Annotated in this window: 27 protein-coding genes; 24 read left to right on the top strand and 3 right to left on the bottom strand. The window is 38.8% G+C overall.

Annotated features, from left to right (window positions below; genetic code table 11):
- Positions 1-334 precede the first annotated feature (334 nt).
- The 7 genes from OZX60_06780 to OZX60_06750 all read left to right on the top strand — a co-directional run bounded on the left by OZX60_06780 (position 335) and on the right by OZX60_06750 (position 6,496).
- Entirely contained in the window at positions 335-1,072 is a 738-nt protein-coding gene (locus tag OZX60_06780; GenBank protein ID WEV45132.1) for a hypothetical protein, read from the top strand.
- Positions 1,073-1,342: 270 nt separating this feature from the next.
- The gene (locus tag OZX60_06775) at positions 1,343-1,978 is read left to right on the top strand and encodes a hypothetical protein (protein ID WEV45131.1); all 636 of its coding nucleotides are present in this window, start codon (positions 1,343-1,345) and stop codon (positions 1,976-1,978) included.
- Positions 1,979-2,097: 119 nt separating this feature from the next.
- Entirely contained in the window at positions 2,098-2,937 is an 840-nt protein-coding gene (locus tag OZX60_06770; protein ID WEV45130.1) for an energy-coupling factor ABC transporter ATP-binding protein, read from the top strand.
- The gene (locus OZX60_06765; protein WEV45129.1) at positions 2,913-3,767 is read left to right on the top strand and encodes an energy-coupling factor ABC transporter ATP-binding protein; all 855 of its coding nucleotides are present in this window, start codon (positions 2,913-2,915) and stop codon (positions 3,765-3,767) included. The genes OZX60_06770 and OZX60_06765 overlap by 25 nt, the downstream gene beginning before the upstream one ends.
- Positions 3,760-4,560, top strand: a complete 801-nt coding sequence (locus OZX60_06760; GenBank protein WEV45128.1) for an energy-coupling factor transporter transmembrane protein EcfT — start codon at positions 3,760-3,762, stop codon at positions 4,558-4,560. The genes OZX60_06765 and OZX60_06760 overlap by 8 nt, the downstream gene beginning before the upstream one ends.
- 58 nt (positions 4,561-4,618) lie before the next feature.
- Complete coding sequence (gene dapD / locus OZX60_06755; protein ID WEV45127.1) at positions 4,619-5,326, top strand: 2,3,4,5-tetrahydropyridine-2,6-dicarboxylate N-acetyltransferase; 708 nt, start codon at positions 4,619-4,621, stop codon at positions 5,324-5,326.
- An 18-nt stretch (positions 5,327-5,344) separates the two neighbouring features.
- Positions 5,345-6,496: an N-acetyldiaminopimelate deacetylase gene (locus OZX60_06750; protein ID WEV45126.1), complete on the top strand. Its 1,152-nt coding sequence runs from the start codon at positions 5,345-5,347 to the stop codon at positions 6,494-6,496.
- A gap of 25 nt (positions 6,497-6,521) precedes the next feature.
- Here OZX60_06750 and OZX60_06745 read toward each other — a convergent pair whose 3' ends face one another.
- Complete coding sequence (locus OZX60_06745) at positions 6,522-8,078, bottom strand: zinc ABC transporter substrate-binding protein AdcA (protein ID WEV45125.1); 1,557 nt, start codon at positions 8,076-8,078, stop codon at positions 6,522-6,524.
- 177 nt (positions 8,079-8,255) lie between these two features.
- A complete protein-coding gene (locus tag OZX60_06740) occupies positions 8,256-8,456 on the bottom strand; it encodes a cold-shock protein (GenBank protein WEV45124.1) in 201 nt (66 codons plus the stop codon).
- Between the two features lie 138 nt (positions 8,457-8,594).
- On the opposite strand from OZX60_06740, the gene OZX60_06735 reads away from it, so the two are divergent.
- From OZX60_06735 to gltX, 9 genes are all read left to right on the top strand, one after another.
- Complete coding sequence (locus OZX60_06735; protein ID WEV45123.1) at positions 8,595-9,143, top strand: 5-formyltetrahydrofolate cyclo-ligase; 549 nt, start codon at positions 8,595-8,597, stop codon at positions 9,141-9,143.
- On the top strand, positions 9,140-9,826 hold the full coding sequence (locus tag OZX60_06730; GenBank protein ID WEV45122.1) for a rhomboid family intramembrane serine protease: 687 nt from the start codon (positions 9,140-9,142) through the stop codon (positions 9,824-9,826). The genes OZX60_06735 and OZX60_06730 overlap by 4 nt, the downstream gene beginning before the upstream one ends.
- 416 nt (positions 9,827-10,242) lie before the next feature.
- On the top strand, positions 10,243-11,001 hold the full coding sequence (locus tag OZX60_06725; protein ID WEV45121.1) for a DUF975 family protein: 759 nt from the start codon (positions 10,243-10,245) through the stop codon (positions 10,999-11,001).
- A 74-nt stretch (positions 11,002-11,075) separates the two neighbouring features.
- Complete coding sequence (locus tag OZX60_06720; protein WEV45120.1) at positions 11,076-11,522, top strand: dUTP diphosphatase; 447 nt, start codon at positions 11,076-11,078, stop codon at positions 11,520-11,522.
- Between the two features lie 24 nt (positions 11,523-11,546).
- Positions 11,547-12,911 carry a DNA repair protein RadA gene (gene radA, locus OZX60_06715; protein ID WEV45119.1) on the top strand — a complete coding sequence of 455 codons (1,365 nt, stop codon included), beginning with the start codon at positions 11,547-11,549 and terminating at the stop codon, positions 12,909-12,911.
- 160 nt (positions 12,912-13,071) lie between these two features.
- Positions 13,072-14,151 carry a PIN/TRAM domain-containing protein gene (locus OZX60_06710; protein WEV45118.1) on the top strand — a complete coding sequence of 360 codons (1,080 nt, stop codon included), beginning with the start codon at positions 13,072-13,074 and terminating at the stop codon, positions 14,149-14,151.
- A 60-nt stretch (positions 14,152-14,211) separates the two neighbouring features.
- Complete coding sequence (gene ispD / locus OZX60_06705; protein WEV45117.1) at positions 14,212-14,886, top strand: 2-C-methyl-D-erythritol 4-phosphate cytidylyltransferase; 675 nt, start codon at positions 14,212-14,214, stop codon at positions 14,884-14,886.
- Positions 14,876-15,355: a 2-C-methyl-D-erythritol 2,4-cyclodiphosphate synthase gene (ispF, locus tag OZX60_06700; GenBank protein ID WEV45116.1), complete on the top strand. Its 480-nt coding sequence runs from the start codon at positions 14,876-14,878 to the stop codon at positions 15,353-15,355. Before ispD ends, ispF begins: the two co-directional genes overlap by 11 nt.
- Positions 15,356-15,460: 105 nt before the next feature.
- Complete coding sequence (gene gltX, locus OZX60_06695; protein WEV45115.1) at positions 15,461-16,921, top strand: glutamate--tRNA ligase; 1,461 nt, start codon at positions 15,461-15,463, stop codon at positions 16,919-16,921.
- 47 nt (positions 16,922-16,968) lie between these two features.
- On the opposite strand, the gene OZX60_06690 is transcribed toward gltX, so the two are convergent.
- Complete coding sequence (locus OZX60_06690) at positions 16,969-17,676, bottom strand: gamma-glutamyl-gamma-aminobutyrate hydrolase family protein (protein ID WEV45114.1); 708 nt, start codon at positions 17,674-17,676, stop codon at positions 16,969-16,971.
- A gap of 275 nt (positions 17,677-17,951) precedes the next feature.
- Here OZX60_06690 and OZX60_06685 point away from each other — a divergent pair, with 275 nt between their 5' ends.
- The 8 genes from OZX60_06685 (at position 17,952) to OZX60_06650 (ending at position 26,390) form a co-directional block, all read left to right on the top strand.
- Positions 17,952-18,890, top strand: a complete 939-nt coding sequence (locus tag OZX60_06685; GenBank protein ID WEV45898.1) for a lipoate--protein ligase — start codon at positions 17,952-17,954, stop codon at positions 18,888-18,890.
- A 12-nt stretch (positions 18,891-18,902) separates the two neighbouring features.
- Positions 18,903-20,012 carry a thiamine pyrophosphate-dependent dehydrogenase E1 component subunit alpha gene (locus OZX60_06680; GenBank protein ID WEV45113.1) on the top strand — a complete coding sequence of 370 codons (1,110 nt, stop codon included), beginning with the start codon at positions 18,903-18,905 and terminating at the stop codon, positions 20,010-20,012.
- The gene (locus OZX60_06675) at positions 20,013-20,993 is read left to right on the top strand and encodes an alpha-ketoacid dehydrogenase subunit beta (GenBank protein ID WEV45112.1); all 981 of its coding nucleotides are present in this window, start codon (positions 20,013-20,015) and stop codon (positions 20,991-20,993) included.
- Entirely contained in the window at positions 20,986-22,308 is a 1,323-nt protein-coding gene (locus OZX60_06670; GenBank protein WEV45111.1) for a dihydrolipoamide acetyltransferase family protein, read from the top strand. Before OZX60_06675 ends, OZX60_06670 begins: the two co-directional genes overlap by 8 nt.
- A gap of 3 nt (positions 22,309-22,311) precedes the next feature.
- Entirely contained in the window at positions 22,312-23,724 is a 1,413-nt protein-coding gene (gene lpdA / locus OZX60_06665) for a dihydrolipoyl dehydrogenase (GenBank protein WEV45110.1), read from the top strand.
- Between the two features lie 139 nt (positions 23,725-23,863).
- On the top strand, positions 23,864-24,601 hold the full coding sequence (locus OZX60_06660; protein WEV45109.1) for a metal ABC transporter ATP-binding protein: 738 nt from the start codon (positions 23,864-23,866) through the stop codon (positions 24,599-24,601).
- Entirely contained in the window at positions 24,601-25,476 is an 876-nt protein-coding gene (locus tag OZX60_06655) for a metal ABC transporter permease (GenBank protein ID WEV45108.1), read from the top strand. The genes OZX60_06660 and OZX60_06655 overlap by 1 nt, the downstream gene beginning before the upstream one ends.
- A complete protein-coding gene (locus OZX60_06650; protein WEV45107.1) occupies positions 25,476-26,390 on the top strand; it encodes a metal ABC transporter substrate-binding protein in 915 nt (304 codons plus the stop codon). The genes OZX60_06655 and OZX60_06650 overlap by 1 nt, the downstream gene beginning before the upstream one ends.
- The last annotated feature ends 28 nt before the right edge of the window (positions 26,391-26,418 follow it).

Below are 26,418 nucleotides of genomic sequence, written 5' to 3'. Positions count from 1 at the left end.
TAAACAAGAAAAAACTTGCTTATTTATGATAAAATTTTTTTATAAATGTTTTTAGGCTAGTTAAATTTAAGGATAATTTTGAACAACCTTTATTTTGCTTGTTCAAAATTATCTGGTCGCACAGGTATACCATCTTTGATACCAAGGGTTTTCTCGTTTGGTCTATGAATATTTTTTAGACAAGTAAGAGATATTCATAGACCTGATGATTGGACTAGGTGTCTTATCGGAAACTACAAAAGGGTAGCTATGCTTTTTTGTGGGAGGTATATTAACTTTAGCTACTGGGATTTACTTGTAAATTTTAGTACATTGATTTTAGGAGGTATTCACAATGAATGCAAAAAAATTACTAGGATTAGGTCTTGCAGGAGCTGTTCTGTTAGGAGCTGGCTCTACTGCTGCCTTTGCAGATGATGTTGACCACGAAGTTCAAACTCAAACTGATGATACAACGGTCACAGTTAACGTTATCGATGAGTCTGATCCAGACCCAATTGCTCCAGTTACACCAACAGACCCAACTTCACCAGTTCTACCTGGTCAAACTCGTTTAACTCTTAATCATGTTCCGACCGCTTATATTTTTAATACTGAAGTATCTGATACAACATATACAGCTACAGCTTCGACCATCGGTAGTGGTACATCAGGTGATGGATCTGAAGACATAGTAGTATTCAATAGTAAGGTTGGACGTCGCTGGAAAGTTAAAGCTAGTGTAACAGATCCAGAGAATGGTAATGTGGTTACTGGTAATACCGGTCAACTTACTATTAACAAAAGTGGGGCCAAATATTTCCCAGTAACTGCCTTTAATATTACAAGTAGTGGAGACAATGGTACAGGTACCACACCAGTCAATGCTGCAACAACTGGTTACCAAGCAATTGTTGCCCAGGACGTATACGGTAAATCAGGAACAACTCTTAGTGCTACTAACAATACAAGTACAATGACTATTCCAGTGTCTGCCGTATCAATTACCTTTACAGATGCTGACCACGTTCTTCAGGTAAATGACGTTGTCTCAGGTACTATCAGCTACCAACTTTACATGGTTACAGAATAATCACTATTAAAAGAAGGGGAAGTCCCTTCTTTTTTACATAAAACTATTTTTATGGATTGAAGTTCTATTCGTAGATGATTTAATTTTTTATTTTCTTAATTTTTTCCATGTATTTTCAGAAAATATATGGTTTTTTGTGTTTTTTACATAATTTTTTCAGAAAACAAGCAGATGTTAACTTTAATTCACAAATTATTTAATGTATACTACTATCTTGGTTAGATATCTAATATATTAGTAACTAAAAATATGAATGGAGTACACAAAAAAATGAAAATTATACGACTGTTAATTTTAGGAGTATTAACAGTCTTGGTTTTCCATGGAGTTAACCAAGTTAGAGCGGATGAATTTATAGGTGCGGGACAAACTCAGGTTACTATTAAGATACTTGATGGTGATGAAAGTGAAGTAGATGTTAGTGGATCTACTTTGCCATATGATACAGAGTTAGCAGCGAATCATCCAAAAGAAAAAATAGCAATGAATCATGTGCCAGACGTCTATGGTTTTATAGATCACTCAGATAGTACGACTCATCAAATTGATGCTGAGGAGCTTGCTCAGGATAATAAAGTTGAAATTTTTAATGATTCTAGTAAAAGAGACTGGGTATTAAAAGCCAGTGTTTATAATAATCAAGTTACTAGGGATCATCAGGAAAAAAATAAGCAGACTGATTATCATGTAACAAGATTTGAAATTAATAAAGAATCAATGAAAACAGGTGTAGATACAATTATTGCAAAATGTGAACATATGACTACTGAAGAGAATACTGGAATTATAACAAATTATATAAAAAATCTTGAAATTACATTTAAAGATTCATTGAAGTCTCTAAAAGATGGAGATGCAATTAATGGACGCATCTGCTATCACTTATATATGGTTCCGAAAAATTGATTGAAGTATATTGAATAGAGAGGGAAATGAAATTCCTTCTTTTATTATGCCTAATTTATCTAAATTAGGCCCAACTATCTAACTATGCAAATATCCTCCTAGCGTGATATAATCAGAGAATGGAAAAAATTCTTGAAATTGAAAATATAAGTTACAAGTACGAAGAGGATAGTGACAAGCTTAATCTGTCAAACGTGAGTTTTGATGTTTACAAGGGGGAGTGGGTAAGCATCATTGGCCGAAATGGTTCAGGTAAATCAACAACTGCACGTTTAATTGACGGATTAATGCCGGTACTTGATGGAAAAATTAAGGTTGCTGGAGAACTTTTGACCGAGGAAAATGTCTGGGACATTCGCCAAAAAATCGGTATGGTTTTCCAAAATCCAGATAATCAATTTGTCGGAGCTACTGTGGAAGATGACATTGCCTTTGGCATGGAAAATCAGGCCATAGCTTATGACGAGATGAAAAAAAGGGTTGATCAGGTCCTTGACTTGGTTGGTATGTCAGCTTTTAAAGATAGAGAACCTGCCAGGCTTTCTGGTGGACAAAAACAGAGGGTGGCAATCGCAGGTGTTATTGCCCTAAGGCCTGAAATTATAATTCTTGATGAGGCAACAAGCATGCTTGACCCTAACGGGCGTGACCAACTAATGAATGTGGTCAGAAGTTTGAAGGATCAGTACGGTTTAACAGTTATCTCCATCACGCATGACCTGGATGAGGCTGTAAATTCTGACCGAATCATTGTGATGAAGGACGGTGAGGTTCTTAAAATTGCAAGACCTGAAGAGATTTTTGAAGGGGAAGAGGACATGGTGTCAATCGGTCTTGATGTTCCCTTTACTTCAAATCTTAAGAAGGATTTAAAGGAGAAGGGTTTTGACCTTCCTGATGGATATATGGATGAAAGGGAGCTTGTAGATTATTTATGGCAATTACATTTGAAAAAGTAGATTACATCTACCAGGAAAAGACCCCTTTTGAAAGTCAGGCTCTTTTTGATATAAATATGAATATAGAAACAGGTTCTTATACAGCCCTTGTCGGACATACGGGATCTGGTAAGTCGACCCTGTTACAACATTTAAATGGTCTTGTGAAACCAAGTAGCGGTAAGGTTTGTGTCTTTGACACAGAGATTACAAGGGAGAGCAAGAATAAGGACCTTAAAAAAATTAGAAAAAAAGTAGGGGTGGTGTTCCAGTTTCCTGAAGCCCAACTTTTTGAAGAGACTGTTTTAAAGGATGTTGCCTTTGGCCCTAAGAATTTTGGGGTTTCAGAGAAGGAAGCAGAAGATCTAGCCCGGGAAAAACTAGCTCTTGTAGGAATTAGTGAGGATCTTTTTAGTCATTCACCTTTTGAACTTTCCGGCGGACAGATGAGGCGGGTTGCCATTGCTGGAATTCTTGCCATGAATCCTGAGGTTTTAGTCCTGGATGAGCCGACAGCAGGCCTTGATCCCAAGGCAAGGATTCAGATGATGGAGCTTTTTAATGACCTTCACCAAAAGAACAATTTAACGACCATTCTTGTGACCCACTTGATGGATGATGTGGCTGATTATGCTGACTATGTCTATATTTTGGATAAGGGGCACTTGGTCAAGGAGGGCCTACCAAGTCAGATTTTCCAAGATGTTGCCTTTATGAAGGAAAACCAGCTGGGAGTTCCCAAGGCTACTGATTTTGCCCTAAGTCTTAGGGATAAGGGAATGACCTTTGACCACCTACCTGTAACCAGGCAGGAGCTAGCGCAGATGTTGGAGGATATGCTTCATGGATAAATTAATAATGGGCCGCTATATTCCAGGTAATTCAATCATCCACCGGATGGATCCAAGAAGTAAGCTTCTGGTTATGTTCTCTTTTGTGGTTGTAATCTTTATGGCCACTGACTTTGTGGGTTACCTGATTTTGTCAGTTTATACTTTATTAGCTATTCTGTTATCAAAAATTAAACTTTCCTACTATTATACTGGTTTAAAACCGATGATTGGTTTAATTTTATTTACGGCAGTTTTTCAGATTCTTTTTACCCAGTCGGGCGAGCTTTTATTCCAGATTTGGTTTATTAAAATCACAGTCGGAGCCCTTCTTAATGCCTTTTATATGGCTCTTAGACTTATTTTAATTGTCATTTTAAGTACGGTTATGACCCTTACAACAGCGCCTTTAACTCTGGCTGATGGGGTAGCAACAGGACTTTCACCCCTTAAAAAAATAGGGGTTCCGGTTTATGACATTGGTCTTATGCTATCGATTAGCCTGCGTTTTATCCCGACTCTGATGGATGATACAACCAGAATCATGAATGCCCAAAAATCAAGAGGGATGGATTTTGGTGAAGGTAATCTGATGCAGAAGATTAAAAGTGTTATTCCTATTTTGATACCCTTGTTTGTTTCAAGTTTCAAGCGGGCAGATGATTTGGCCATTGCCATGGAGAGCCGGGGCTTTCGTGGTGGTGAGGGAAGAAGCAAGTACCGCCTATTAAAGTGGAAACTTTGTGATACTGGTCTTGTCTTATCATTTGTAGCTTTGGTTGTAATATTATATACTTGGAATATTTATAAGTAATAACTTATAAAATTTACTAGCAATTTAATTTATTTATTATAATTATGGGAGAGAAAAGATGACTTCAAAAATGAATGCTCAAGAAATTATTCAATTTATTGCACAGGCTGAGAAAAAAACACCAGTTAAGGTGACTTACAAGGGTGAAATTGGTCAGGTACCTGAAACTGTTAAGGAATTTAGGGCAGGTGACAACAGCTTCGGACTTCTTTTTGGAGACTGGGAGGAAATCAAACCTCTATTAAGCCATTTAGCAGAAGCTGACTATGTGATTGAAAATGATAGTCGCAATACGGCAGTGCCTCTTCTTGATTTAAAAGAGGTTAAGGCAAGAATTGAACCAGGCGCAATCATTCGTGATCAGGTTGAGATTGGTGATAATGCTGTTATCATGATGGGAGCTGTAATTAATATTGGAGCTGTTATTGGTGAATCAACGATGATTGATATGGGGGCTGTCCTTGGAGGGCGTGCAACTGTTGGTAAAAATAGTCATATTGGAGCTGGAGCTGTCCTTGCAGGAGTGATTGAACCAGCTAGTGCTGAGCCTGTTCGTGTGGGTGACAATGTTCTTGTGGGAGCTAACGCTGTAATTATTGAAGGGGTTCAAGTAGGATCAAATTCAGTTGTAGCAGCAGGAGCAATTGTAACTAGTGATGTTCCAGAAGGTGTAGTTGTGGCCGGAGTTCCAGCCCGCATCATCAAGGAAATTGATGCTCAAACAGAAGCTAAAACAGCCCTTGAAGAAGCTTTAAGAACCTTATAATTATAGGTGGTAAATGATATGGATAAGAAAACAGCTAAGTCGCTTAATTTAATAGAAACTAGAAGGGACCTCCATCAGATTCCTGAAATTGGTCTGTGTGAATTCAAAACTCATGCTTATTTAATGGATAAAATCGAGGAGCTTGCAGCTGGTAAGGATTTTGTTAAGATTAAAACCTGGCAGACTGGAATTTTAGTCATGCTTGAAGGTAAAAATCCACAAAAGACAATTGGTTGGCGAACAGACATTGATGGTCTTCCAATAATTGAACAGACTGGATTTGATTTTGAGTCAACTCATGAGGGTCGCATGCATGCTTGTGGTCATGATTTTCATATGACCATTGCCCTTGGACTTTTAGAGGAGATGCTTGCTGAGCAACCTGAAAATAACATGCTCTTTCTCTTCCAACCAGCTGAAGAAAATGAGGCTGGGGGCATGCTTATGTATGAGGCTGGTGCCTTTGGTGACTGGCTACCTGATGAATTTTATGGTCTTCATGTAAATCCTGATTTACCAGTTGGAACAATTGCAACTAATGCAGGAACTCTTTTTGCAGGAACTTGTAGCTTGAACATCACCTTTAAAGGGGTGGGAGGACATGCAGCCTTTCCGCATAATACCAGAGATTCCTTGGTTGCAGCTGCAGCCTTTGTAACTCAGGTACAGTCAGTTGTTAGTAGAAATGTAAACCCCGTTGAGGGAGCTGTTGTGACAATTGGATCCTTCAATTCAGGAAATACAGACAATGTAATTTCAGAGGAAGCAACAGTTAGGGGAACAGTTAGAACTCTTACCACTGAAATGAATCTTTTAACCCAAAAAAGGGTCAGGGAGATGGCTGAAGGGATTGCCCTTTCTTATGGGGTGGAAGCTCATGTTATCTTAGACCAAAAGGGTTACCTCCCTGTGGAAAATAATCCAGACTTGGCCCTTAAGCTAATGGATTTCTTTGAGAACAAGGAATCAGTTGACTTTAGAGAGGTTGGCCCAAGTATGACCGGAGAAGATTTCGGTTACCTGCTCCATAAGACACCTGGAGTTATGTTCTGGTTGGGAGTTGATAGTCCTTATGCCCTCCATCATCCTAAGATGACACCAGACGAGGATGCTCTGGCCTTTGCTGTTAAGGAAATCAGTGACTACTTAAAAGTTAGAACTGCTAAGTAAAAAGACTGCCATATGGCAGTCTTTTTTAATGGGCTAACATTTCTTCAGCAATTTCAAAAGAAGACATGTCTTGCGGGTAATAAGTTGGCCAGTTGTCCATTTCTTCTAAAAGTTTATCCTGGCTTTCACCTCCGTAAAAGATATGGAAATGACTACTTTTTACAGGTCCGATATTATGGTCGCTAAACTGAACATACTTAAATTGGCCGGCATTAGGATCATCTGTTTCAAAGAGGTAGCGGACTCCCTTGTTTCCTTTTTTGTAGGTCAAAATTTTGTAACCAACATACTTGTATTTATAGCTTGAGCTGACACCATTTTGTAGGAAGGTCATGCTGTCATCTGTGATTTTAATTTGATTGACATCACTTGCGTAACCCTTTTGGTAGTATTCCTTGTAGGCTTGAGCGGTCATGTCTTTTTTAATTTTTGCCTTGTAGTCAAAAACTTGATCAAGGTCCCTTGCTTGAAGGAGGGGATAAACAGATTGCCAGTCTCCCTTGTAGTCACTTAGGCTGCGGTCCTTGACATCACCATCTGAAAAATAGCCATCTGCTACGGTTTTTGTAGTTTCAGAAGAGTTTTCTGCCTTTATATCTGTACCTTTAAGGCTTGTTGTCTTCATTAGGGAAGCAAGGTTTTCCTTCATGACAGAAATATAGTCTTTTCCTTCCTTTAAGTCCTTGTCTGTTAGGCTTTCAAGAGGATTAAGTGAAGCAACTTGAACTTTTGCTTCCTTGGCTAAGGTTTTGGCAAATTTATCGCTGGTGTTATCTTCGAAGTAGATATATTTAATATCATTTTCTGAAACATATTTTTTAAGCTCCGCAAGGCGGGCAGCTGAAGGTTCCTTATCAGGATTTAGTCCAGAAATTGGGATTTGATTTAGGCCGTAGTCGAGGGCTAGGTAGCGAAAGGCTGAGTGCTGGGTGACAAAGTTCTTTTGCTGAGCCTGACCTAATTTCTCAGTAAACTCACTATCAAGGGCCTTTAATTTTTTTAGATACTTGCTGGCATTTTCCTTAAATTTATCTGCCTGGTCAGGATAGAGGGTAACTAGTTGTTGCTCGATATTTTCAACCTCTTTAATGGCCATATAAGGTGAGGTCCAGGTATGGGGATCATATTCATGTTTGTGATCGCTACCTGAATGGTCGTGATCATGACTACTACCATCATCTGGTAGTAGTAGGATATCCTTAGTAGCATTTATAAGCTTAAGGTCACTCTTCTTCCAGTTATCTTGGGCCTTTTTAACCCAAGTTTCCATATTGTCATTATGGTAGATGAAGGCATCTGACTTGCTAATGTCTGCAAGGTCTCTGGCAGATGGTTCATAGTCATGGGGCTCGCTTCCTGCTGGAACAAGTAGCTTGACCTCACCAGCGTCCCCAACGATTTCCTTGGTAAAGGCGTAAACTGGATAAAAACTTGCAGTAATTACTAATTTGTCCTTATCTCCTGAAGCCTTTGGTTGGCTACAGGCAGCTAGGACTTGTAAGGTGCAGGTTAGGAGAATGCTTCCCCAAAGGATGGCCTTGTATCTAACTTTTGAAATTCCTGCTTTTTCTTCTTTTTTCATTTAACTCTCCTATTTATGGTGGTTTTCATAATATATAAGCATCTTGGCTAAGGTCAAATTATAACAGAAGTCCTAAACGTTTACAAGTGTAATCGCAAATAAATTTAATTTTAAAGGCCAACAAAAAAAGAACCAGCAGATGCTGATTCTTTTTTACTTAATTGAATTAATATCGAATTAAGCTTTTGTTACGTTAACCGCTTGAGGTCCACGTTGACCGTCTTCAACGTCAAACTCAACTGCTTGACCTTCTTCAAGAGTTTTGAATCCATCAGTTTGGATAGCAGAGAAATGTACGAATACATCTTTACCATCTTCAGCAGTAATGAAACCAAATCCTTTTTCTGGGTTAAACCATTTAACAGTACCTTGTGCCATAATATTACACACTCCTAAAATTTATTTGTATCTTTTTATTAGCCTTAAAAGTGTGTAACATTTGAATCCTTTTACAGAATGGAACAAGCACTGATTTAATTCTTAACTAAAATACAAATTTAGTATATCATAGATAATATGAAAAGAAAAGAAATAACTCGCCAAGCAATGCTTGAGCAATTAAAAGGGCAAAAAACCCTTGAAAAAAGGCGCAAAGAGGCCCTTTTAAGTAAAAAATTTTTAGAAGATGAAAATGTTTACAGGGCTCAAAAAATTGGCCTTTTTATGAGCATGCCCTTTGAGTTTGATACTGGCTTTCTGATTGACCAACTTCTTCTCAGGGGAAAAGAGGTTTTCATTCCCAAGGTTATGGGGCCTGGCAAAATGTCCTTTTTTCCCTATGATCCAGCCAGTTTGATTAGGTCAAAATTTGGAATCTTAGAACCAAGTCTTGGTAGTGAAGAGATTCCTGACCTGCTTTTAGTTCCTGGCCTTGCCTTTGATGAAAGAGGCTACCGGATTGGCTACGGAGGTGGTTTTTATGACCGTTATCTTAGTAAATTTGATGGCTCTACCATAAGTCTTGCCTTTGACTTTCAAAGGTCCAAGGTCGAAGAAGAGGTTTATGACCAAAGGGTTGACCAAATTATATTTTACCAAGAAATTGAAAGTGAGGAGGACAAGTGAATTTTACTTATAATAAAAAACATAGGGTGACCTATCTTTTGACTGCTCTTACAAGTTTGGTCTTTATTTTAATGTATTTGAAGTATGGGTCGAATATGACAAGTCCTAGGAATTTACTGGCTTCAGGTGCCCTTTGGGGGCCAGATATCTTAGAGCATCCTGGTCATTTGTGGCGTTTAATTACACCAATTTTTGTCCATATTGGTTTTATGCACTTTGCATCCAATACCTTTATCATCTATTTTATTGGTAAAGATCTTGAGGAAGTTTTTGGATCCTTTAATTATCTTATTCTCTACCTTCTTTCGGGAGTTTTTGGGAATGCCTTTGTCTTTTGCTTTGATACCTTTTCCTTATCAGCTGGTGCTTCAACCTCTCTTTTTGGGATTTTTGCAGCTGTTGTAGGTTTAGGTTATATCAGTAAAATCGAGGCCCTCAAGGAATTTTCCAAGGGTTATCTGGCCTTAATTCTCTTTAATTTGGCTTTTAATCTTTTTGATCCAAGTATTAGTTTATTAGGTCATTTGGGCGGGGCCTTAGGTGGTCTACTTCTAGTATTTTCAGTAAATCTTCCTAACTATCAGACCAAAACAAGTAAGGCGACTAGGTTTTTATTCTTGGTTATCTTTGTGATTTTACTTATTGGTCTAGTTACTTATCCATTTTTAAAATTTAATTTTTAGGTGTAAATATAGGTAGCGAGGGAAGGTAAGCGTTTATTTTAAAAAAATTTTATGGTATCATACTGGTGGATACGCTTTATCCAAATTGCCTATACTTTTTAAGTAAAGCTAGGCCAAGGAGTTTTCTACAGGTATTAAGATATACTGGATTTATAAAGCTGAAAAAGAAAAGATTATAACTGATAATTTGAGTAGTGTGAGCCTGTATGGAGATTTTTTGGGAAAGAAAAGGATAGGTTTCACAGTTAGTCTTGGAATAAGGGCATTTTCCTTGAACTAACCTTGTGAAAAATAGCATAGGTTATGACCTATGCTATTTTTGCTTTGAATCAGTTAGTGGATTTGGTTTGTATATTACCTATAAAACCATTATAATAAATAAAAGTTTTATAATAAAAAAATATTAAGGAGTTTTTATGAAATTTAAATCAATCAAAAGAGAGGCCAAGGATTTTGTTAATGGAAATCTTAAATATAGTATTATTTTATGGTCAGTTACAATTGTCCTTTCAATCATGTCAACCAGTTTAGGAGCACAGGTTGATGTTAATGATGATAGTTTTTATATTAGTGTTCCAAGCATTTTATCTTTTTTAATCTCTATTGCTATCTTTATAACTTCAAATAGTGCCAACTATGTGACCCTTGATAATTTACGTCTGGGTCGTCCAAGTGGTCGTCCACTTGACCAACAATCAGAGATTTTACAGAAGAAGTACTTTTTCCCGCTAGTTATAATAAATATTTTAGTAAGTATTTACATTTTCCTCTTAACTCTCTTAGTTGTTGCTGTTGTAGCTGGGTTATTCATGCTTTTTTCTTACTATAACCTCAACACATTCTTCTATATAATCCCTGTAGCAATCGCTATTCTTGGTTGGATTTTTGTTGCAGCAAAGAACCTTTCTTATGCTCAGGCAGCAAATATCTACAAGGACTATATTGATCAAGGAATAAAGATTTCAGCCAGAGAAAGCATTACTAAAAGTAAAAATCTTATGGCAGGACACCGCTTTAAGCTCTTCCTCTTTAGCCTAAGCTTCATTCTTTGGTTTATTCTAGTCGGTTTAACCCTAGGTCTTGCGATTTTCTATGTTCTTCCTTACTACAGGACAAGCCTACAAAACTTCTATCTTAAACTTGCTCCAGAAAAAGAAGCCCTTGATTTATATTAAAAATCATACCTACAAATTTGTAGGTATTTTTTGTTATAATTAACTACGAAAACGTATATAGTATTGGAGATATAATGAAAATTCGTGGATTTGAAGTAGTGAGTGCTTATGAGCATAAAGGAGTTAATTTACCCAAACGTTCAACCAAGCATGCTGCTGGATATGATATAGAAGCTTCTGATAAATTTATTATAAAGGCTTCTGAAATTGGCCTGGTGCCAACTGGACTCAAGGCCTACATGCAAGATGAGGAAGTGCTCTACCTTTTTGATCGAAGCAGCAATCCCCGTAAAAAAGGGCTTGTTCTTATTAACTCGGTTGGAGTTATTGATAAAGACTATTATAATAATGCAAATAATGAAGGTGAGATTTTTGTCCAAATGAAAAATATTACCGATAAAGATGTCATTATTGAAAAGGGTGACCGGATTGCTCAGGGAGTGTTCATGCCTTATTTAGTCGCTGACGGAGACTTAGCTTCAGGCGAGCGCACTGGCGGTTTTGGTAGCACAGGAAAATAAAGTTTAAAAGATTAGGAGGTCACTTTGGCCAAAAAAGCAAAATCAACATTCATTTGTCAAAATTGTGGTTACCACTCTCCCAAGTACTTGGGCCGCTGCCCTAACTGCGGGGCTTGGGGTAGTTTTGTTGAGGAGGTTGAAGCAGAGCCTGTCAAGAATGCTCGGGTAAGTCTTAGTGGCGAGAAGAGTCGCCCCATGAAGCTTGAAGAGGTTGAAAGTCAACATACTTTAAGGGTTGAGACAGACCTTGATGAATTTAACAGGGTCTTAGGTGGTGGGGTTGTTCCAGGCAGTCTTGTGCTTATTGGAGGAGATCCAGGAATTGGAAAATCGACCCTTCTTTTACAGGTCTCAACTCAACTTGCTAATAGGGGCCGGGTCCTCTATGTTTCCGGTGAAGAAAGTGCCCAGCAGATAAAGCTTAGGGCAGAGCGCCTAGGAGATGTTAATAGTGATTTTTACCTATATGCAGAGACCAATATGGCAAATATCCGGGCAGAGATTGAAAGGTTGCAACCTGATTTTGTGATTATTGATTCCATTCAAACGGTGATGAGTCCTGAGATTACTAGCGTTCAAGGATCTGTTTCTCAAATTAAAGAGGTTACAGCAGAGCTTATGCAACTTGGAAAAACTAACAATATTGCGATTTTTATTGTTGGCCATGTTACCAAGGAGGGTAGTCTTGCTGGACCCCGGATGCTTGAACATATGGTTGATACTGTTCTTTATTTTGAGGGGGAGCGCCAGCATACCTTTAGGATACTAAGGGCTGTTAAAAATCGTTTCGGATCAACCAATGAAATCGGGATTTTTGAGATGCAGTCAGTTGGTTTGGTTGAGGTTACCAATCCTTCAGAAGTCTTTTTAGAAGAGCGGCTTGAAGGAGCTACAGGAAGTGCCATCGTGGTATCCATGGAGGGAACAAGACCAATTTTGGTTGAAATTCAGGCCCTTGTGACACCAACAGTTTTTGGAAATGCCAAGAGGACCACAACGGGTCTTGATTTCAATAGGGTTAGTTTAATCATGGCTGTTCTTGAAAAGAGATCTGGTCTTCTCCTTCAAAATCAGGATGCCTTTTTAAAGTCAGCCGGAGGAGTTAAGTTAGATGAGCCGGCCATTGATTTGGCTGTGGCCGTGGCCATTGCTTCAAGCTATAAGGAACTTCCAACACCAGCTGACGTTTGTTTCATTGGGGAAATAGGTCTGACTGGAGAAATAAGGCGGGTCAACCGGATTGAAAGTCGAATTAATGAGGCAGCAAAACTAGGATTCAAGAAGGTTTATTTACCTAAAAATAGCCTCCAAGGTTTGGTTATTCCACAGGGGATTGAGGCTATCGGCTTAACCACAGTTAATGAGGTTTTAAGGGCAGTTTTTGACTAGTTTAGTAATTATTTAGGCACCTTCATTTATGTATTTTTATTTATCTTTAAGCTTTTTTTTATAAAAATAAAACTACAAACTACTTTAAATCTTAGATTTAAGTGGTATTATGGTAAAATAGCGATAATAGAGGTAAGTTAGATGATACAAGGAGGTGTCTATGAGAAAATTAATAGTTCAGATTTTAATAGTAATTGTTGGAGCTAGCGTAGGTGACGCACTTCTGCCCCAATTATGGTCGACCCTAAATCAACCAAGGCTTGAAGATAGCAGTCTGGTTAATAGCATTATTGGAGCAATTATATTTTTATTATTATCATTTATAGTAAGCAGACCAGTTTTAAAAAGTCTTTCAAGACTTGACGAGTATATCAACAAATTAAATCTTCAGAAATTCGCCCTAAATTCAATTGGGAGTCTTCTAGGGCTTATAGCAGGAACCATTGCCAGTGTAGGCTTTTGGGCCTTAGATATTCCTTATGTCAGTAGTATCGGGCCCCTTGTTTTAATGATCGGTTTTGCCTATGTCGGATTTAGAATTTTTTCCAGTAGGGGTGGTGAGATTTCATCCATGTTTACCAGGAAGAAGGATGAGGAAGTTGATGAAGAATTAACTAGGCTTGATCAAAAGTTTGATAGCTATCATGATAGTAAGCTTCTTGACACAAGTTCAATTATTGATGGCCGGATTATTGATGTTTTAAAAACAGGTTTTATTAGTGGTACTATTTTAATCCCAAATTTTGTAATTTTTGAACTTCAGTTGATTGCAGACAGTAATGATAAGCTAAAAAGAGCCAAAGGACGACGAGGTCTTGATCTTGTAAATGCCATTCAAAGCCTTAAGAATGTTCATGTTGAAACAAGTGACAAGGATTATGAGGATATTCATGAGGTTGATACTAAACTTTTAAGGCTGGCAGTAGAAATTGGGGCAAGCCTTATTACCAATGATTATAATCTTAATAAGGTAGCTGAAATTCAAGGGATTCAGGTTCTTAATATTAATGAGTTAGCTAATGCCGTAAAACCACAGGTAGTAACTGGGGAAGAGTTGGATGTTATCATTATTAAAAAAGGAACAGAACGCCACCAGGGGATTGGTTACATGCCTGATGGAACTATGATTGTTGTTGAAGATACAGACGATAAGCTTGATGAAATGGTAAGGGCAGAGGTTACAAGTTCCATCCAGACTAATGCTGGTCGAATGATTTTTGCTAAATTAGTTGAAGTCTAAACTAGTTGAAATGTAGAAAAGTAAATAAATTAAATATATTAGTAGATAAAGTAAGGGAATATGAAATACGATGCAATAATACTTGCGGCCGGTTCAGGACGCAGGATGAACTCTAGGGGAAATAAAATTTTTCTTAAGTTAGAAGGGAAATTCATCTTTGAATATTCTCTGGATCTTTTTAAGGCAGATGAAGACTGCCACCGAATCTTTTTAGTTGGAAAGGCATCTGAAAGAGAGATGTTTGAAAGTTACCTGGGAGATGAGGTTTACTTTGTTGAAGGAGGCAAGGAGCGTCAGGATAGTGTGCGCAATGCCTTAGATCTTGTTAGTTCAAGTCATGTTATGATTCATGACGGTGCGCGTCCCTTTGTAGACGAAGCAGGACTTTCAACCCTAAAGGCTTGTCCCAATTCAATTCTTGCAGTCCCAGTTAAGGACACAATTAAGATGGTGTCAGAGGCTACAGGCTTCATTGAAGAAACGCCAGCCAGGGAAAGACTTTACGCCGCGCAAACTCCTCAATTTTTTGAAAGTAAAGAAATTAGGAGGGTCCATATTAAGGCCCATGAAGTAGGTTTTCTGGGAACAGATGATGCTAGCCTTCTTGAAAAATTTTCAGATTACGGGGTTAGAATTGTCGAAGGATCTTATAGCAATATAAAAATTACAACTCCTGATGATCTTTTTATGGCTGAACTTATCTTAAGAAGGAGGGAGCAGATTAGTGAAATTTAAAATTGGACAGGGTTATGACGTCCATGAACTTGTTGAAAATAGAAAACTTATTATTGGTGGAGTAGAATTAGAACATGACCGGGGACTCCTCGGTCACAGTGATGCAGATGTCCTTCTACATGCCATAACAGATGCCATTATTGGGGCTCTAGGCCTTGGTGATATTGGCCATGCCTTTCCTGATACCAATCCAGAAATTGCAGGCATTGCTTCAACCAAGATTCTAGCTGACACTTATGAGCGGATGGCTGAAGAGGGTTTTGCCATTGGAAATATTGATGCTACAATCCTTGCGGAAGCTCCAAAGATGAAACCTCATCTGGCTGCTATGAAGGAAAATATTGCAAGTATTCTTCATACAGATAGGGAGAATATCAATATCAAGGCCACAACAACTGAAAAATTAGGTTTTGTTGGTCGGGAAGAGGGAATGGCAGTAGAGGCTGTTGTTTTAATTGTAAAATCTTAACTTGTTTGTAAAAACATTTATGTTATACTATTGTCAGCAAAAGGTTGCGACACCTTTAGAGGTTAGTTTAGGCTAGCCTTTTAGACTGCTATAATTGGAGGAAATATGTCAGATAAAATTCGTGTGCGCTATGCACCATCACCAACAGGACTGCTGCACATTGGTAATGCTCGTACAGCCCTATTTAACTACCTTTTTGCCCGCCATTATGGTGGAGACTTTGTTATCCGTATTGAGGATACTGACCGCAAACGCCATGTTGAAGACGGAGAGCGTAGCCAGCTTGAAAACCTTGCTTGGCTTGGAATTGACTGGGATGAAAGTCCAGAAAATCCAAATGAAAAATATGGACCATACCGTCAATCAGAGCGTCTAGACATCTACCAAAAATATGTGGACGAGCTTCTTGCAAACGGCCGCGCTTACAAGTCTTACAAGACCGAAGAAGAAATCGCAGCTGACCGTGAAGCTCAAGAAGCTAAAGGTTTACCACCAGTTTATATTTCAGAATACGCTGGCATGACTGAAGATGAAATTGCAGCCTATATGGCAGAGCGTGAAGCAGCTGGAATTGTGCCAACAGTTCGTATCAAGGTTCCTGAAAACTCAATCTACAGGTGGGATGACATCGTTAAAGGTGAAATCGAGTTTGAAGGTAAAAACATTGGTGGAGACTGGGTTATCCAAAAACGTGATGGTTACCCAACCTACAACTTTGCTGTAGTAGTTGACGACTACCTAATGGATATCTCACATGTTATCCGCGGGGACGACCACATCGCCAATACACCTAAACAGCTAATGATTTATGAAGCTCTTGGATGGGATGCTCCTCAGTTTGGTCACATGACTCTTATCATCAACAGCGAAACTGGTAAGAAGCTTTCTAAGCGTGATACCAATACCCTTCAGTTCATCGAAGACTACCGCAAGAAAGGCTTCATGAGCGAAGCTATCTTCAACTTCATCGCCCTTCTTGGATGGAACCCAGGTGGAGAACAAGAAATCTTCTCACAAGAGGAGCTAGTTAACCTATTTGATGAAAAACGTTTAAGCAAGTCACCAGCTGCCTTCGACCAGAAGAAACTTGAGTGGATGGACAACCAATACATCAAGGATGCTCCAGCTCAAGTAGCCTTTGAACTAGCTAAACCATTCCTTGAAGCAGCAGGCCGTCTTGATGAGAAATCTCCATACCTAGTTGAACTATATCAACCACAACTTAAGTACGGGGAAGAAATCATCGAACTTACAGATCTTTTCTACGGAGACTTCCCAGAACTATCTGACGAAGCCCGTGAAATCCTTGAACTTGAAACAAGCCCAGTTGTTATTGAAGCCTTCAAGAACAAGCTTGCAGCCCTTCCTGACGAGGACTACAAGAAGGAAAATATCTTCCCGCTAATCAAGGAAGTCCAAAAGGAAACTGGAATCAAAGGTAAGAATCTCTTCATGCCAATCCGTATCGCCGTATCTGGTGAGATGCACGGACCAGAACTTCCTGACACAATCTACCTTCTTGGAAAAGAAAAAGCAATCAAACACCTTGAAGGTAATCTTAAATAGTTAATTTATTTCAAAGAAAAAAGCAGCATGCTCTTGCATGCTGCTTTTTAAAGTTTATTAAGAAAGTAGGAGAAAATTTCCTTATCTCCAGCTGATAAATCCCAAGTAGCTTCAGGGTGCCACTGGATGCCAAGGATTCTCTTTTCCTTGTTGTAAATGGCTTCAACTAGATTGTCACTAGCATGTGCAATTTCTTCAAAGTCAGGAGCAAGTTTTTTAACAGCCTGGTGGTGGAAGGAATTAACCCAGTAATCGTCACTTAGAAAGTCAAGTACGCTACCTTCTTTAATTTTTACCGAATGAGTTGAAAAAATTTGTTTGGTAGGAATCTGTAGGTGCTTGATTTGGCTGTCTGAATAGGAGATATCCTGGTAAAGACTACCACCAAATTTAACATTAAGAACTTGTAGACCTCGGCAGATTCCTAAAATAGGTTTCCCCTGTTTAACAGCCTCATCAATTAAGGCAAATTCAAACATATCACGTTCCGGATAAATTTTTCCAAGTTTAACCAGAGGCTCTTCCCCGTAAAATCTTGGACTTACATCCTCTCCCCCGGTTAATAGTAATCTATCAACAAGTTTCATGTAGTCCCTTGCCTTATCAGGTTGATCCTGGGGAATAATGATTGGGATATGCCCTAGATTTTGGATGACATCAACAAATCCTTTTCTTGTATAAATTACCTTGTTACCATGAAAAGGGACTTCTTCCATTTCATTAAAGGTTGTTCCTGCAATACCAATTATAGCCATCTTCTACCTCGCTTATCTCTGTTTATAGCGTATTTATAAACATAACAGAAAAATCATTTAACTACAAGATATTTGTTTGCAAGAAGCTAAAATCTTCCATTTGAGACCCATCTAGACCCTTTATTTTAAAGGGAAAATCTAATAATTTGTAAAAAATCACAAAATAACTTACAATGAAAATTGTAAGCGATTGCCATGTAATAGTGCTTAAAGAGAAGGAGAAGCCCTTGAGATACATCATAAATAATAATAAAACTGCCCCATTCAACATTGCAATGGATGAGTGGCTACTTACTAAATTGAAACCTAGTGAGCCGGTTTTTGCCCTATGGCAGAATAAAAGTGCTGTAATTGTTGGAAAGCACCAAAATACCTTTGAGGAAATCAATGCTCCTTTTATAAAAGAACATGGAATTGAAGTTGTTCGAAGGGTCAGTGGGGGCGGAGCCGTCTACCATGATCTAGGAAATCTTAATTTTACCTTCATTATTCCACTTGATCACCCTGATAAGGTTGACTGGAAGAAGTTTGTTGAACCTATGATTAGGGCCTTAAACAAATTAGGGATCCCAGCTGTAGCTAGCGGTCGTAATGATTTAATGGTTGACGGTAAAAAGATAAGTGGTAATGCCCAGCGTTATGCTAATGGTTACCTGATGCACCACGGTACCCTTCTCTTTAATAGTGACGTTGAAACCCTTGTCAGGGCCCTTAATGTAAGTGATGAAAAATTTATTTCAAAGGCCGTGAAAAGTGTTCGTAGCAGGGTAGGTAATATTCACGATGTGGTACCGGATTTATCCTTTGAAGAGTTCCATGAGGCTATAAGATATGAGTTATCAGATCAGGATAAGGATCAGGAGATTGTTTTAAACGAAGATCAACTTGCTGAGGTTGAAAAAGCTGCCCGTGAAAAATTCTCGAGCTGGGATTGGAACTACGGTGAAAGTCCGGAATTCAATTACCATGCCCATGAAAAATTTGCAGGAGGTGTGATCGATCTTAAGGCTCAGGTTGAAAAAGGTATTATTAAATCAATAACCTTTGAAGGAGATTTCCTTGATGTCGAGGATGTTGAAAATATAATTCCTAAATTTGTAGGTCTTCCTTTTGATGAAGAAAGAATTCTTGATTTGCTTAAAAAATACGAATCAAACAAGTACTTTGGAAGCATTAGTCCTGAGGAAGTTGCAAGTTTATTTGAAAATAAATAGGAGGTTTAGTTTATGGTAAAAGGTCTAGAAATTTTAGATTTTAAAAAACAGTTGGAAGCTCAAGATACCGAATTTCCAACCTTAGAAGTTTTAAATAATGACGGAAAGCTAGTTGATCAAGCTCTTTTTGATGATGCTGGTATTAGTGATGAGGATTTGGTAAATATCATGCAGCGCATGATTAAGCAGTATGTCCTTAATGAACGAAGCACAAAACTTGCCAAACAAGGACGTTTAGGATTTGTGGCCCCAACTCGTGGTCAAGAAGCAAGTCAATCTGCGACAAGCTACGCCTTTAATGACGATGACTTCTTGATGCCAGGTTACCGTGATATCCCGCAGATGATCCACAAGGGATTTCCAATCTACAAGGCCTTTTTATGGAGTCGTGGTCATCAAATCGGAAATGAGATGGGTGATGTAAAAACTTGGTTCCCGCAAATCATCATTGGAGCTCAGTTTGTTCAGGCAGCAGGAATTGCCCTTGGAATGAAGATGAGAGGGAAGAAATCAGTAGCCTATACTTACACAGGGGACGGTGGTTCTTCTCAAGGAGATACTTATGAAGGAATGAATACTGCAGGAGCTTACAAGGCTAATGCTGTCTTCTTTATCCAAAATAATGGATTTGCTATTTCAACCCCGCGTAATCTTCAAAGTGCAGCACCTCATTTAGCCTCTAAAGGTTGGGGAGCAGGTATTCCAAGTATCGTTGTTGACGGTATGGATGCTTTGGCCTGCTATATTGCAGCTAAAAAGGCGCGTGAATGGGCAGTATCAGGTAATGGACCAGTCTTAATTGAAACCCTTTGTGACCGCTTGGAACCACACTCAATGAGTGGGGATGACCCTCTTCGTTATAGAACTAAGGAAGACATTGAAGAATGGTACAAGAAGGATCCATTAATTAGAATGCGTATCTTCCTTGAAGCTAAAGGATTATGGTCTTCTGATATCGAAGAAAAATACATTGCAGAGATCAACAGCGAGATTGATGATGCAGTCAAACAAGCTGATAATGTGCCTAAACAAAAGGTATCAGATTTCATTAAAAACACTCTTGAAAACCCTGGATATATCATGGAAGAGCAAATTAAGAAGTTTGAAGGGGAGGGAAAATAAATGGCAGTAAAAACTTATATTGCAGCTATCACAGAAGCACTTGATCTTGCCTTAGAAAGGGACGAAAATGTCCTTGTTTTTGGTGAAGACGTTGGTGAAAATGGTGGAGTTTTTAGGGCTACTGAAGGACTTAATGCCAAGTACGGAAAAGACCGTGTCTTCAATACTCCTCTAGCAGAAAGTGCCATTGGTGGGATGGCGATTGGTCTTGCAACAGAAGATTTCCGTCCTGTTATGGAAATTCAATTCTTTGGATTTATCTTTGAGGTAATGGATTCAATTGCAGCTCAAATGGCTAGAAATAGGTTCCGTTTCAGCTCAACCAAACAATTCCCAATTGTTGTCCGCTCTCCTTATGGAGGTGGTACTCATACCCCTGAAATGCACGCAGACAACCTGGAAGGTCTAATGGCTCAAACTCCTGGTTTAAGAGTGGTTATGCCAAGTAATCCAGCTGATGCTAAGGGACTTTTACTTGCTTCTATTGAGTCAAATGACCCAGTCATCTTCCTTGAAAACTTAAAACTTTACCGTTCAATTAAGGCGGAAGTACCAGAAGGATATTACACAACACCTTTAGATAAGGCAGCTGTTGCTCGTGAAGGAAGTGACATAACTGTTGTTACCTATGGTGGAATGGTTGGTAACTGCCTCAAGGCCGCTGAAAATCTTGAAAAAGAAGGAATTTCTGTTGAGGTTATCGACCTTAGAACTGTTTCACCGATTGATGTTGAAACAATCGGTAAGAGTGTTGAAAAAACAGGTCGTGTTGTTGTAGCCCAAGAGGCTCAAAGGCAGGCAGGAATTGCAAGTAACATTATGGCTGAAATTAGTGAGCGTTTCATCCTAAGTCTTAAGGCACCAATTGGTCGTGTTTCAGCACCAGACAGTGTTTACCCATTCTCAATGGCAGAAAACGACTGGTTACCACAGGTGGATGATGTTGTAGCAAAAGTTAAGGAGATTGTGGAATATGACTGAGATTTTTAGAATGCCCGATGTCGGTGAGGGAATGCACGAAGGTGAGATTGCGTCATGGTCTGTAAAAGTTGGTGATCAGGTCAAAGAAGATGATACTCTTGCAGAAGTACAAAATGACAAGTTACTTCAGGAAATCCTCTCACCTTACAGTGGAAAGGTAACAAAACTATTTGTTGAGCCTGGAACTGTTGTTGAAGTTGGAGCTCCTCTGGTGGAATTTGACGGGGACGGAAGTGGTGCTGCAGCTGGCGCAGAAAGCCCTGCACAAGCACAAGCTCCTCAAGTAGAAGAAGCACCGGTTGAAGCACCACAGGCCCCAGCACAACCCCAAGTAGAAGCAGCTCCTGTTCAAAAAATTGGAGCTCCTGTAATTGATGGAAAAATTAGGGCCATGCCTTCGGTTAGAAGACTTGCTCGAATTAATGGTATTGATTTAACCAAGGTTCCTGCGACTGGTCGCCACGGTCAAGTTACCCTAAATGATGTTAGAAACTTTAAGGATAATGGTCAAGTAGCTCCAGAGGCGCCTCAAGCTCAGGTTTCTCCAGAAGCTGTTAACCCGCAAGCTCCTGCTAGTCCTACTGGTCAAGCACAAGTTCCGCAGGCTCCTTCGAAAGAGGGTAGAGTTCCAATGACCCCTATCAGAAAAGCTATTGCTAGGAACATGGTTAGTCAAAAACAAGAAGTTCCTCATGTTACTCTCTTTGAAGAGGTTGAAGTTACAAAACTTATGGAACACAGGTCAAACTTCAAGGAAGTAGCTGCAAAAGACGGGGTAAAATTAACCTATCTTGCTTATGTAACCAAAGCTCTAGCAGCTATGGCTAAGAAATTCCCAGACTTAAATGCTCATGTGGATATGGCTAAATCTGAAATTGTGTATCCAGATGCTATTAATGTTGGAATTGCAGTTGATACTCCAAGTGGTCTTTTTGTTCCAGTTGTTAAAAATGCAGACAGCAAGTCAATCTTAAGTATTGCCAGTGAAATTGCAGACCTTGCAACTAGAGCCCGTGACGGTAAGTTAACACCTGACGTATCAAGTGGATCAACAATTACCATTTCAAATATTGGTTCAGCCCGTGGAAACTGGTTTACTCCAGTTATCAACGTTAATGAATCAGCTATTCTAGGTCTTGGAACAATTGCTAAGGAACCAATTGTCAATGAAGAGGGTGAAATTGTTGTTGGTAATATGATGAAATTATCTCTTTCATTTGACCACAGGTTAATTGATGGAATGTTAGCCCAATCAGCTATAAATTATTTGAAAAAATTACTTGCTGATCCTAACTACATGCTGATGGAGGTTTAATAAATGGTTGTAGGTTCTCAAGCAAAAAGTGTTGATTTAGTTGTTATTGGAAGTGGCCCTGGAGGTTATGTTGCGGCCATCCGTGCAGCTGAATTAGGACAAAAAGTCGTTGTAGTTGAGCGTGATAGCATTGGTGGGGTCTGCCTAAATGTAGGTTGTATCCCGTCAAAGGCTTTAATTAATGCAGGTCATGCCTACTATGATCAAATCCACGATGAGAAAAAAATTATGGGAGTTCATTCAAAGGGTGCAACCCTTGATTGGCAGGAAACTCAGAAGTGGAAGGATGAAAAAGTCGTTAAAACTCTAACTAGTGGAGTTGAGATGCTTCTTAAAAAGAATAAGGTAGAAATCCTTAGAGGGGAAGCACGCTTTAACGATAATCAAGTCCTAAATGTTATCTCAGGTGACGATTCTCATCTACTTGAATTCAAGTCATGTATTGTGGCTACTGGAAGCCGTCCGATTGAAATTCCAAACTTCAAATTTGAAGGTCGAGTGGTGAATTCAACAGGTGCCCTATCTCTTCCAGAGGTTCCAAAAAGACTTATTATTATTGGTGGAGGGGTTATCGGTTCAGAACTTGCAGGTGCCTATGCCAATCTAGGTTCTGAGGTTATAATTCTTGAAGGATTACCACATATTTTAAATGGTTTTGACCAAGAGATGATTGATGTAGCCCTTAAGCAGTTTACTAAAAAAGGCATTAAGGTCATAACCAATGCCATGGCTAAAAAATCAGAGCAGGATGAAAATTCTGTTAAGGTTACCTATGAGGTTGACGGGAAAGAAGAAACAATTGAAGCTGACTACTGTCTAGTTTCTGTTGGTCGTCGCCCTAATACTGATGAGGTGGGTCTCAATAATACAGATGTGAAACTTACTGATCGTGGTCAAATCATTGTCAATAACCGCCAGCAGTCAAGTGTTCCTCATATCTATGCCATCGGTGATATTGTTGAAGGACCAATGCTTGCTCATAAGGCAAGTTATGAAGCAAAAGTTGCAGCAGCAGTTGTTGCAGGAGAAGACTTTACAAACTGTGCAGTAGCTATTCCAGCTGTTGCCTATTGTGATCCTGAACTTGCGACCATGGGTGAAACTCCTGAGAGTGCCAAGGAAAAGGGACTTGATGTTTTAGTTTCAAAATTCCCCTTTGCAGCTAATGGACGCGCCATTACCATGAATGAAACAAATGGTTTTGTACGAATTGTAAGTGACAAGAAGGAACATGTCATCATTGGAGCTCAAATTGCAGGTCCTGGGGCAAGTGACTTAATTAGTGAGTTCTCTTTAGCTATTGAAAATGGCCTAACTAGTGAGGATATTTCAATGACCATCCACCCTCATCCAACCTTGGGTGAAGCAATCATGGATACAAGTGAACTTGCAGACGGTCTCCCAATTCATATTTAAGAAGAAGTGATGAGCTTAGGCTCATTACTTTTTTATTATTTAATATTTAAGGCTTGCCTAAAAATAAAATTTAGGTTAAACTAAATTAACAAAGTAATTATTATAAAATATTTAAAATCAAAAAATAAGAGAGGTTTTTATGTTTAAAGTAAAGGGATTAGGGGTCGCTTACGGAGGTAAGGAGGCCTTAAAGGACATCAACTTTGAAATTGATGCCTTGGGAACATCGATTGGGATAATTGGCCCTAATGGAGCCGGGAAATCGACTTTTCTAAAGGCTCTTTTGGGACTGGTAAAAAAAACTGGGGGAAGTAGTTACTTCAATGACCGGGACATTTTATCCTTGAAGAGAAATATTGCCTATGTTCCCCAAAGAAGTGAGATTGATTTGTCATTTCCAATTACAGTTTTTGAGGTAATTCTAACAGGAACCTATCCCAAGCTACCACTTTTTAAAAGACCTGGCGTTTGGGAGAAGGGGTTAGCCCTTAAATCTTTAGAAGAAGTGGGTCTAGTAGACTACAAGGATGCTCCCCTATCTAGTCTTTCAGGAGGTCAGCTTCAAAGGGTTTTCATCGCAAGAGCCTTGGCTCAAGAGGCTGATTATTACTTCTTGGACGAGCCCTTTGTAGGGATTGATATGGTAAGTGAGAAAATAATCATTGATATCATAAGTGACTTAAAGGCTAAAGGGAAAACGATTCTAACAGTCCACCATGATCTTAACAAGGTGGAAGATTATTTTGATAATCTAATCATTATCAATCAGGAGCTGGTGGGAGCTGGCCCGGTATCTGAAATTTTCACCAGGGATATGATTGGACAAGCCTACGGGCAAGTTCTTTTAAATCTTGACTTGAAAGGAGTAAAAGACTAGTGGATATTTTATTTTGGTTGGCCGATTTTCTAAATCTACCAGTAAGTATGACCAATGCCCTGATTACATCTGTTAGCTTGGGCATAGTGTCTGGAATTTTAGGAAGCTTTATTGTCTTAAGGCAGCTTTCCTTAATGGGAGACGCCCTCTCGCACGCAGTTTTGCCTGGTGTGGCTGTTTCTTATATGCTAGGAATCAATGCCTTAATAGGAGCAAGTATCTTTGGAATTCTAGCAGCAATGTTAATTGAATTCATTAGTAAGAAAAGTAAGATTAAGGCTGATACGGCTATTGGGGTTGTTCTTTCATCATTTTTTGCCTTGGGAATTGTTCTGATAAGTAATTTAAAAAGTGGGGTTGATTTGAACCACGTGCTTTTTGGAAATATTTTAGCAGTTACTCCCAATGAAATTCTCCAATCGATAGTTCTCATGTTTCTAGTAATTCTTATCATTTCCTTATTCTACAAGGAGCTTCTAATTACAAGTTTTGATCCGGTTATTTCTAAGGCCTACGGTCTAAAAAATGACTTTTACCACTATCTTCTCATGTTTCTTCTAACGATTTTTACTGTGTCGTCACTTTCAGAAGTTGGGATTGTTCTTGTCGTTGCCATGCTTGTCATCCCTTCATCAACGGCCTATTTATGGACAAAACACTTGTCTAAGATGATCTTTGTCTCAGCCTTGCTAGGAGTTCTTTATGGACTGGTAGGAGTCTTTATAAGTTTCCACTATAATCTGCCAACAAGTGCAACAATTGTTTTGATTGGATCCCTTGTTTTTATGATTTCGTTTCTATTTTCACCGAAAAATAATTTTATCAGTTCAACTGGTTTAGCTAATTTATTGAATGCAAAAAGGAGTAAAAAATAATGTTTAAAAAATTAAGTTACCTGGGATTAGCCCTGATTTCCCTTATTGGTTTATCTGCTTGTTCCAAAGATAAGGATACAAGTAGTGACAAGATAAATGTTGTGGCTTCTTATTCCATCATAGGTGACATGGTTAAAAATGTTGGAGGAGATAAGGTTGAGGTAAATAATATTGTTCCTGTTGGAGTTGACCCTCATTCATATGAGCCAACACCTGAGGATAGTAAGAAGATGGATAAGGCTGATCTAGTTTTTTATAACGGCTTTAACCTGGAGACTGCCAAGGGTTGGTTTGAAAAGATGCTTGTTAATTCAAGGAAGGAAGACCGCGCCTATGAGCTGACAATGGGAGTAACTCCACTTTATTTGACTGAAGATTCAAGTGAAAAGACAGAAGATCCTCATGCCTGGCTTAATATTCAAAATGGAATAAAATACGTTGAAAATATCAAGGATCAGCTGGTTTCGTATGATGCTAAAAACAAGGATGTATATGAAAAAAATGCCGCAAGCTACATAGCTAAATTGCAAAAATTGGATGAAGAAGGGGCTAAAAAATTACTTGAAATTCCTGAAGAAAGACGAGTTCTTGTAACCAGTGAAGGTGCCTTTAAATACTTTGCTAAACGCTACGGGATGGATGCTGAATATATTTGGGAAATTAACACCGATAATCAAGGTACACCTGAGCAGATGGTAAGGATTGATGATATTGTTAAGGACCGTAATGTTCCAGCCCTTTTTGTTGAAACAAGTGTTTCACCTAAAACCATGGAGGCTGTTGCAAGAAACACAGGTCGCAAGATTGCTTCCAAGCTATTTACAGATTCTCTAGCCAAGGAAGGCCAAAAGGGAGACAGCTACTATGAAATGATGGAGTGGAATATTAATAAGATCTATGAGGGCTTAAAATAAGTCTTTGAAATTTACTTAAAATATCTAT

Source organism: Streptococcaceae bacterium ESL0687, assembly GCA_029392475.1.
Lineage (GTDB): Bacteria > Bacillota > Bacilli > Lactobacillales > Streptococcaceae > Floricoccus.
Note: the sequence above shows the minus strand (reverse complement) of the source record. Positions and strands in the feature narration are given on the sequence as shown.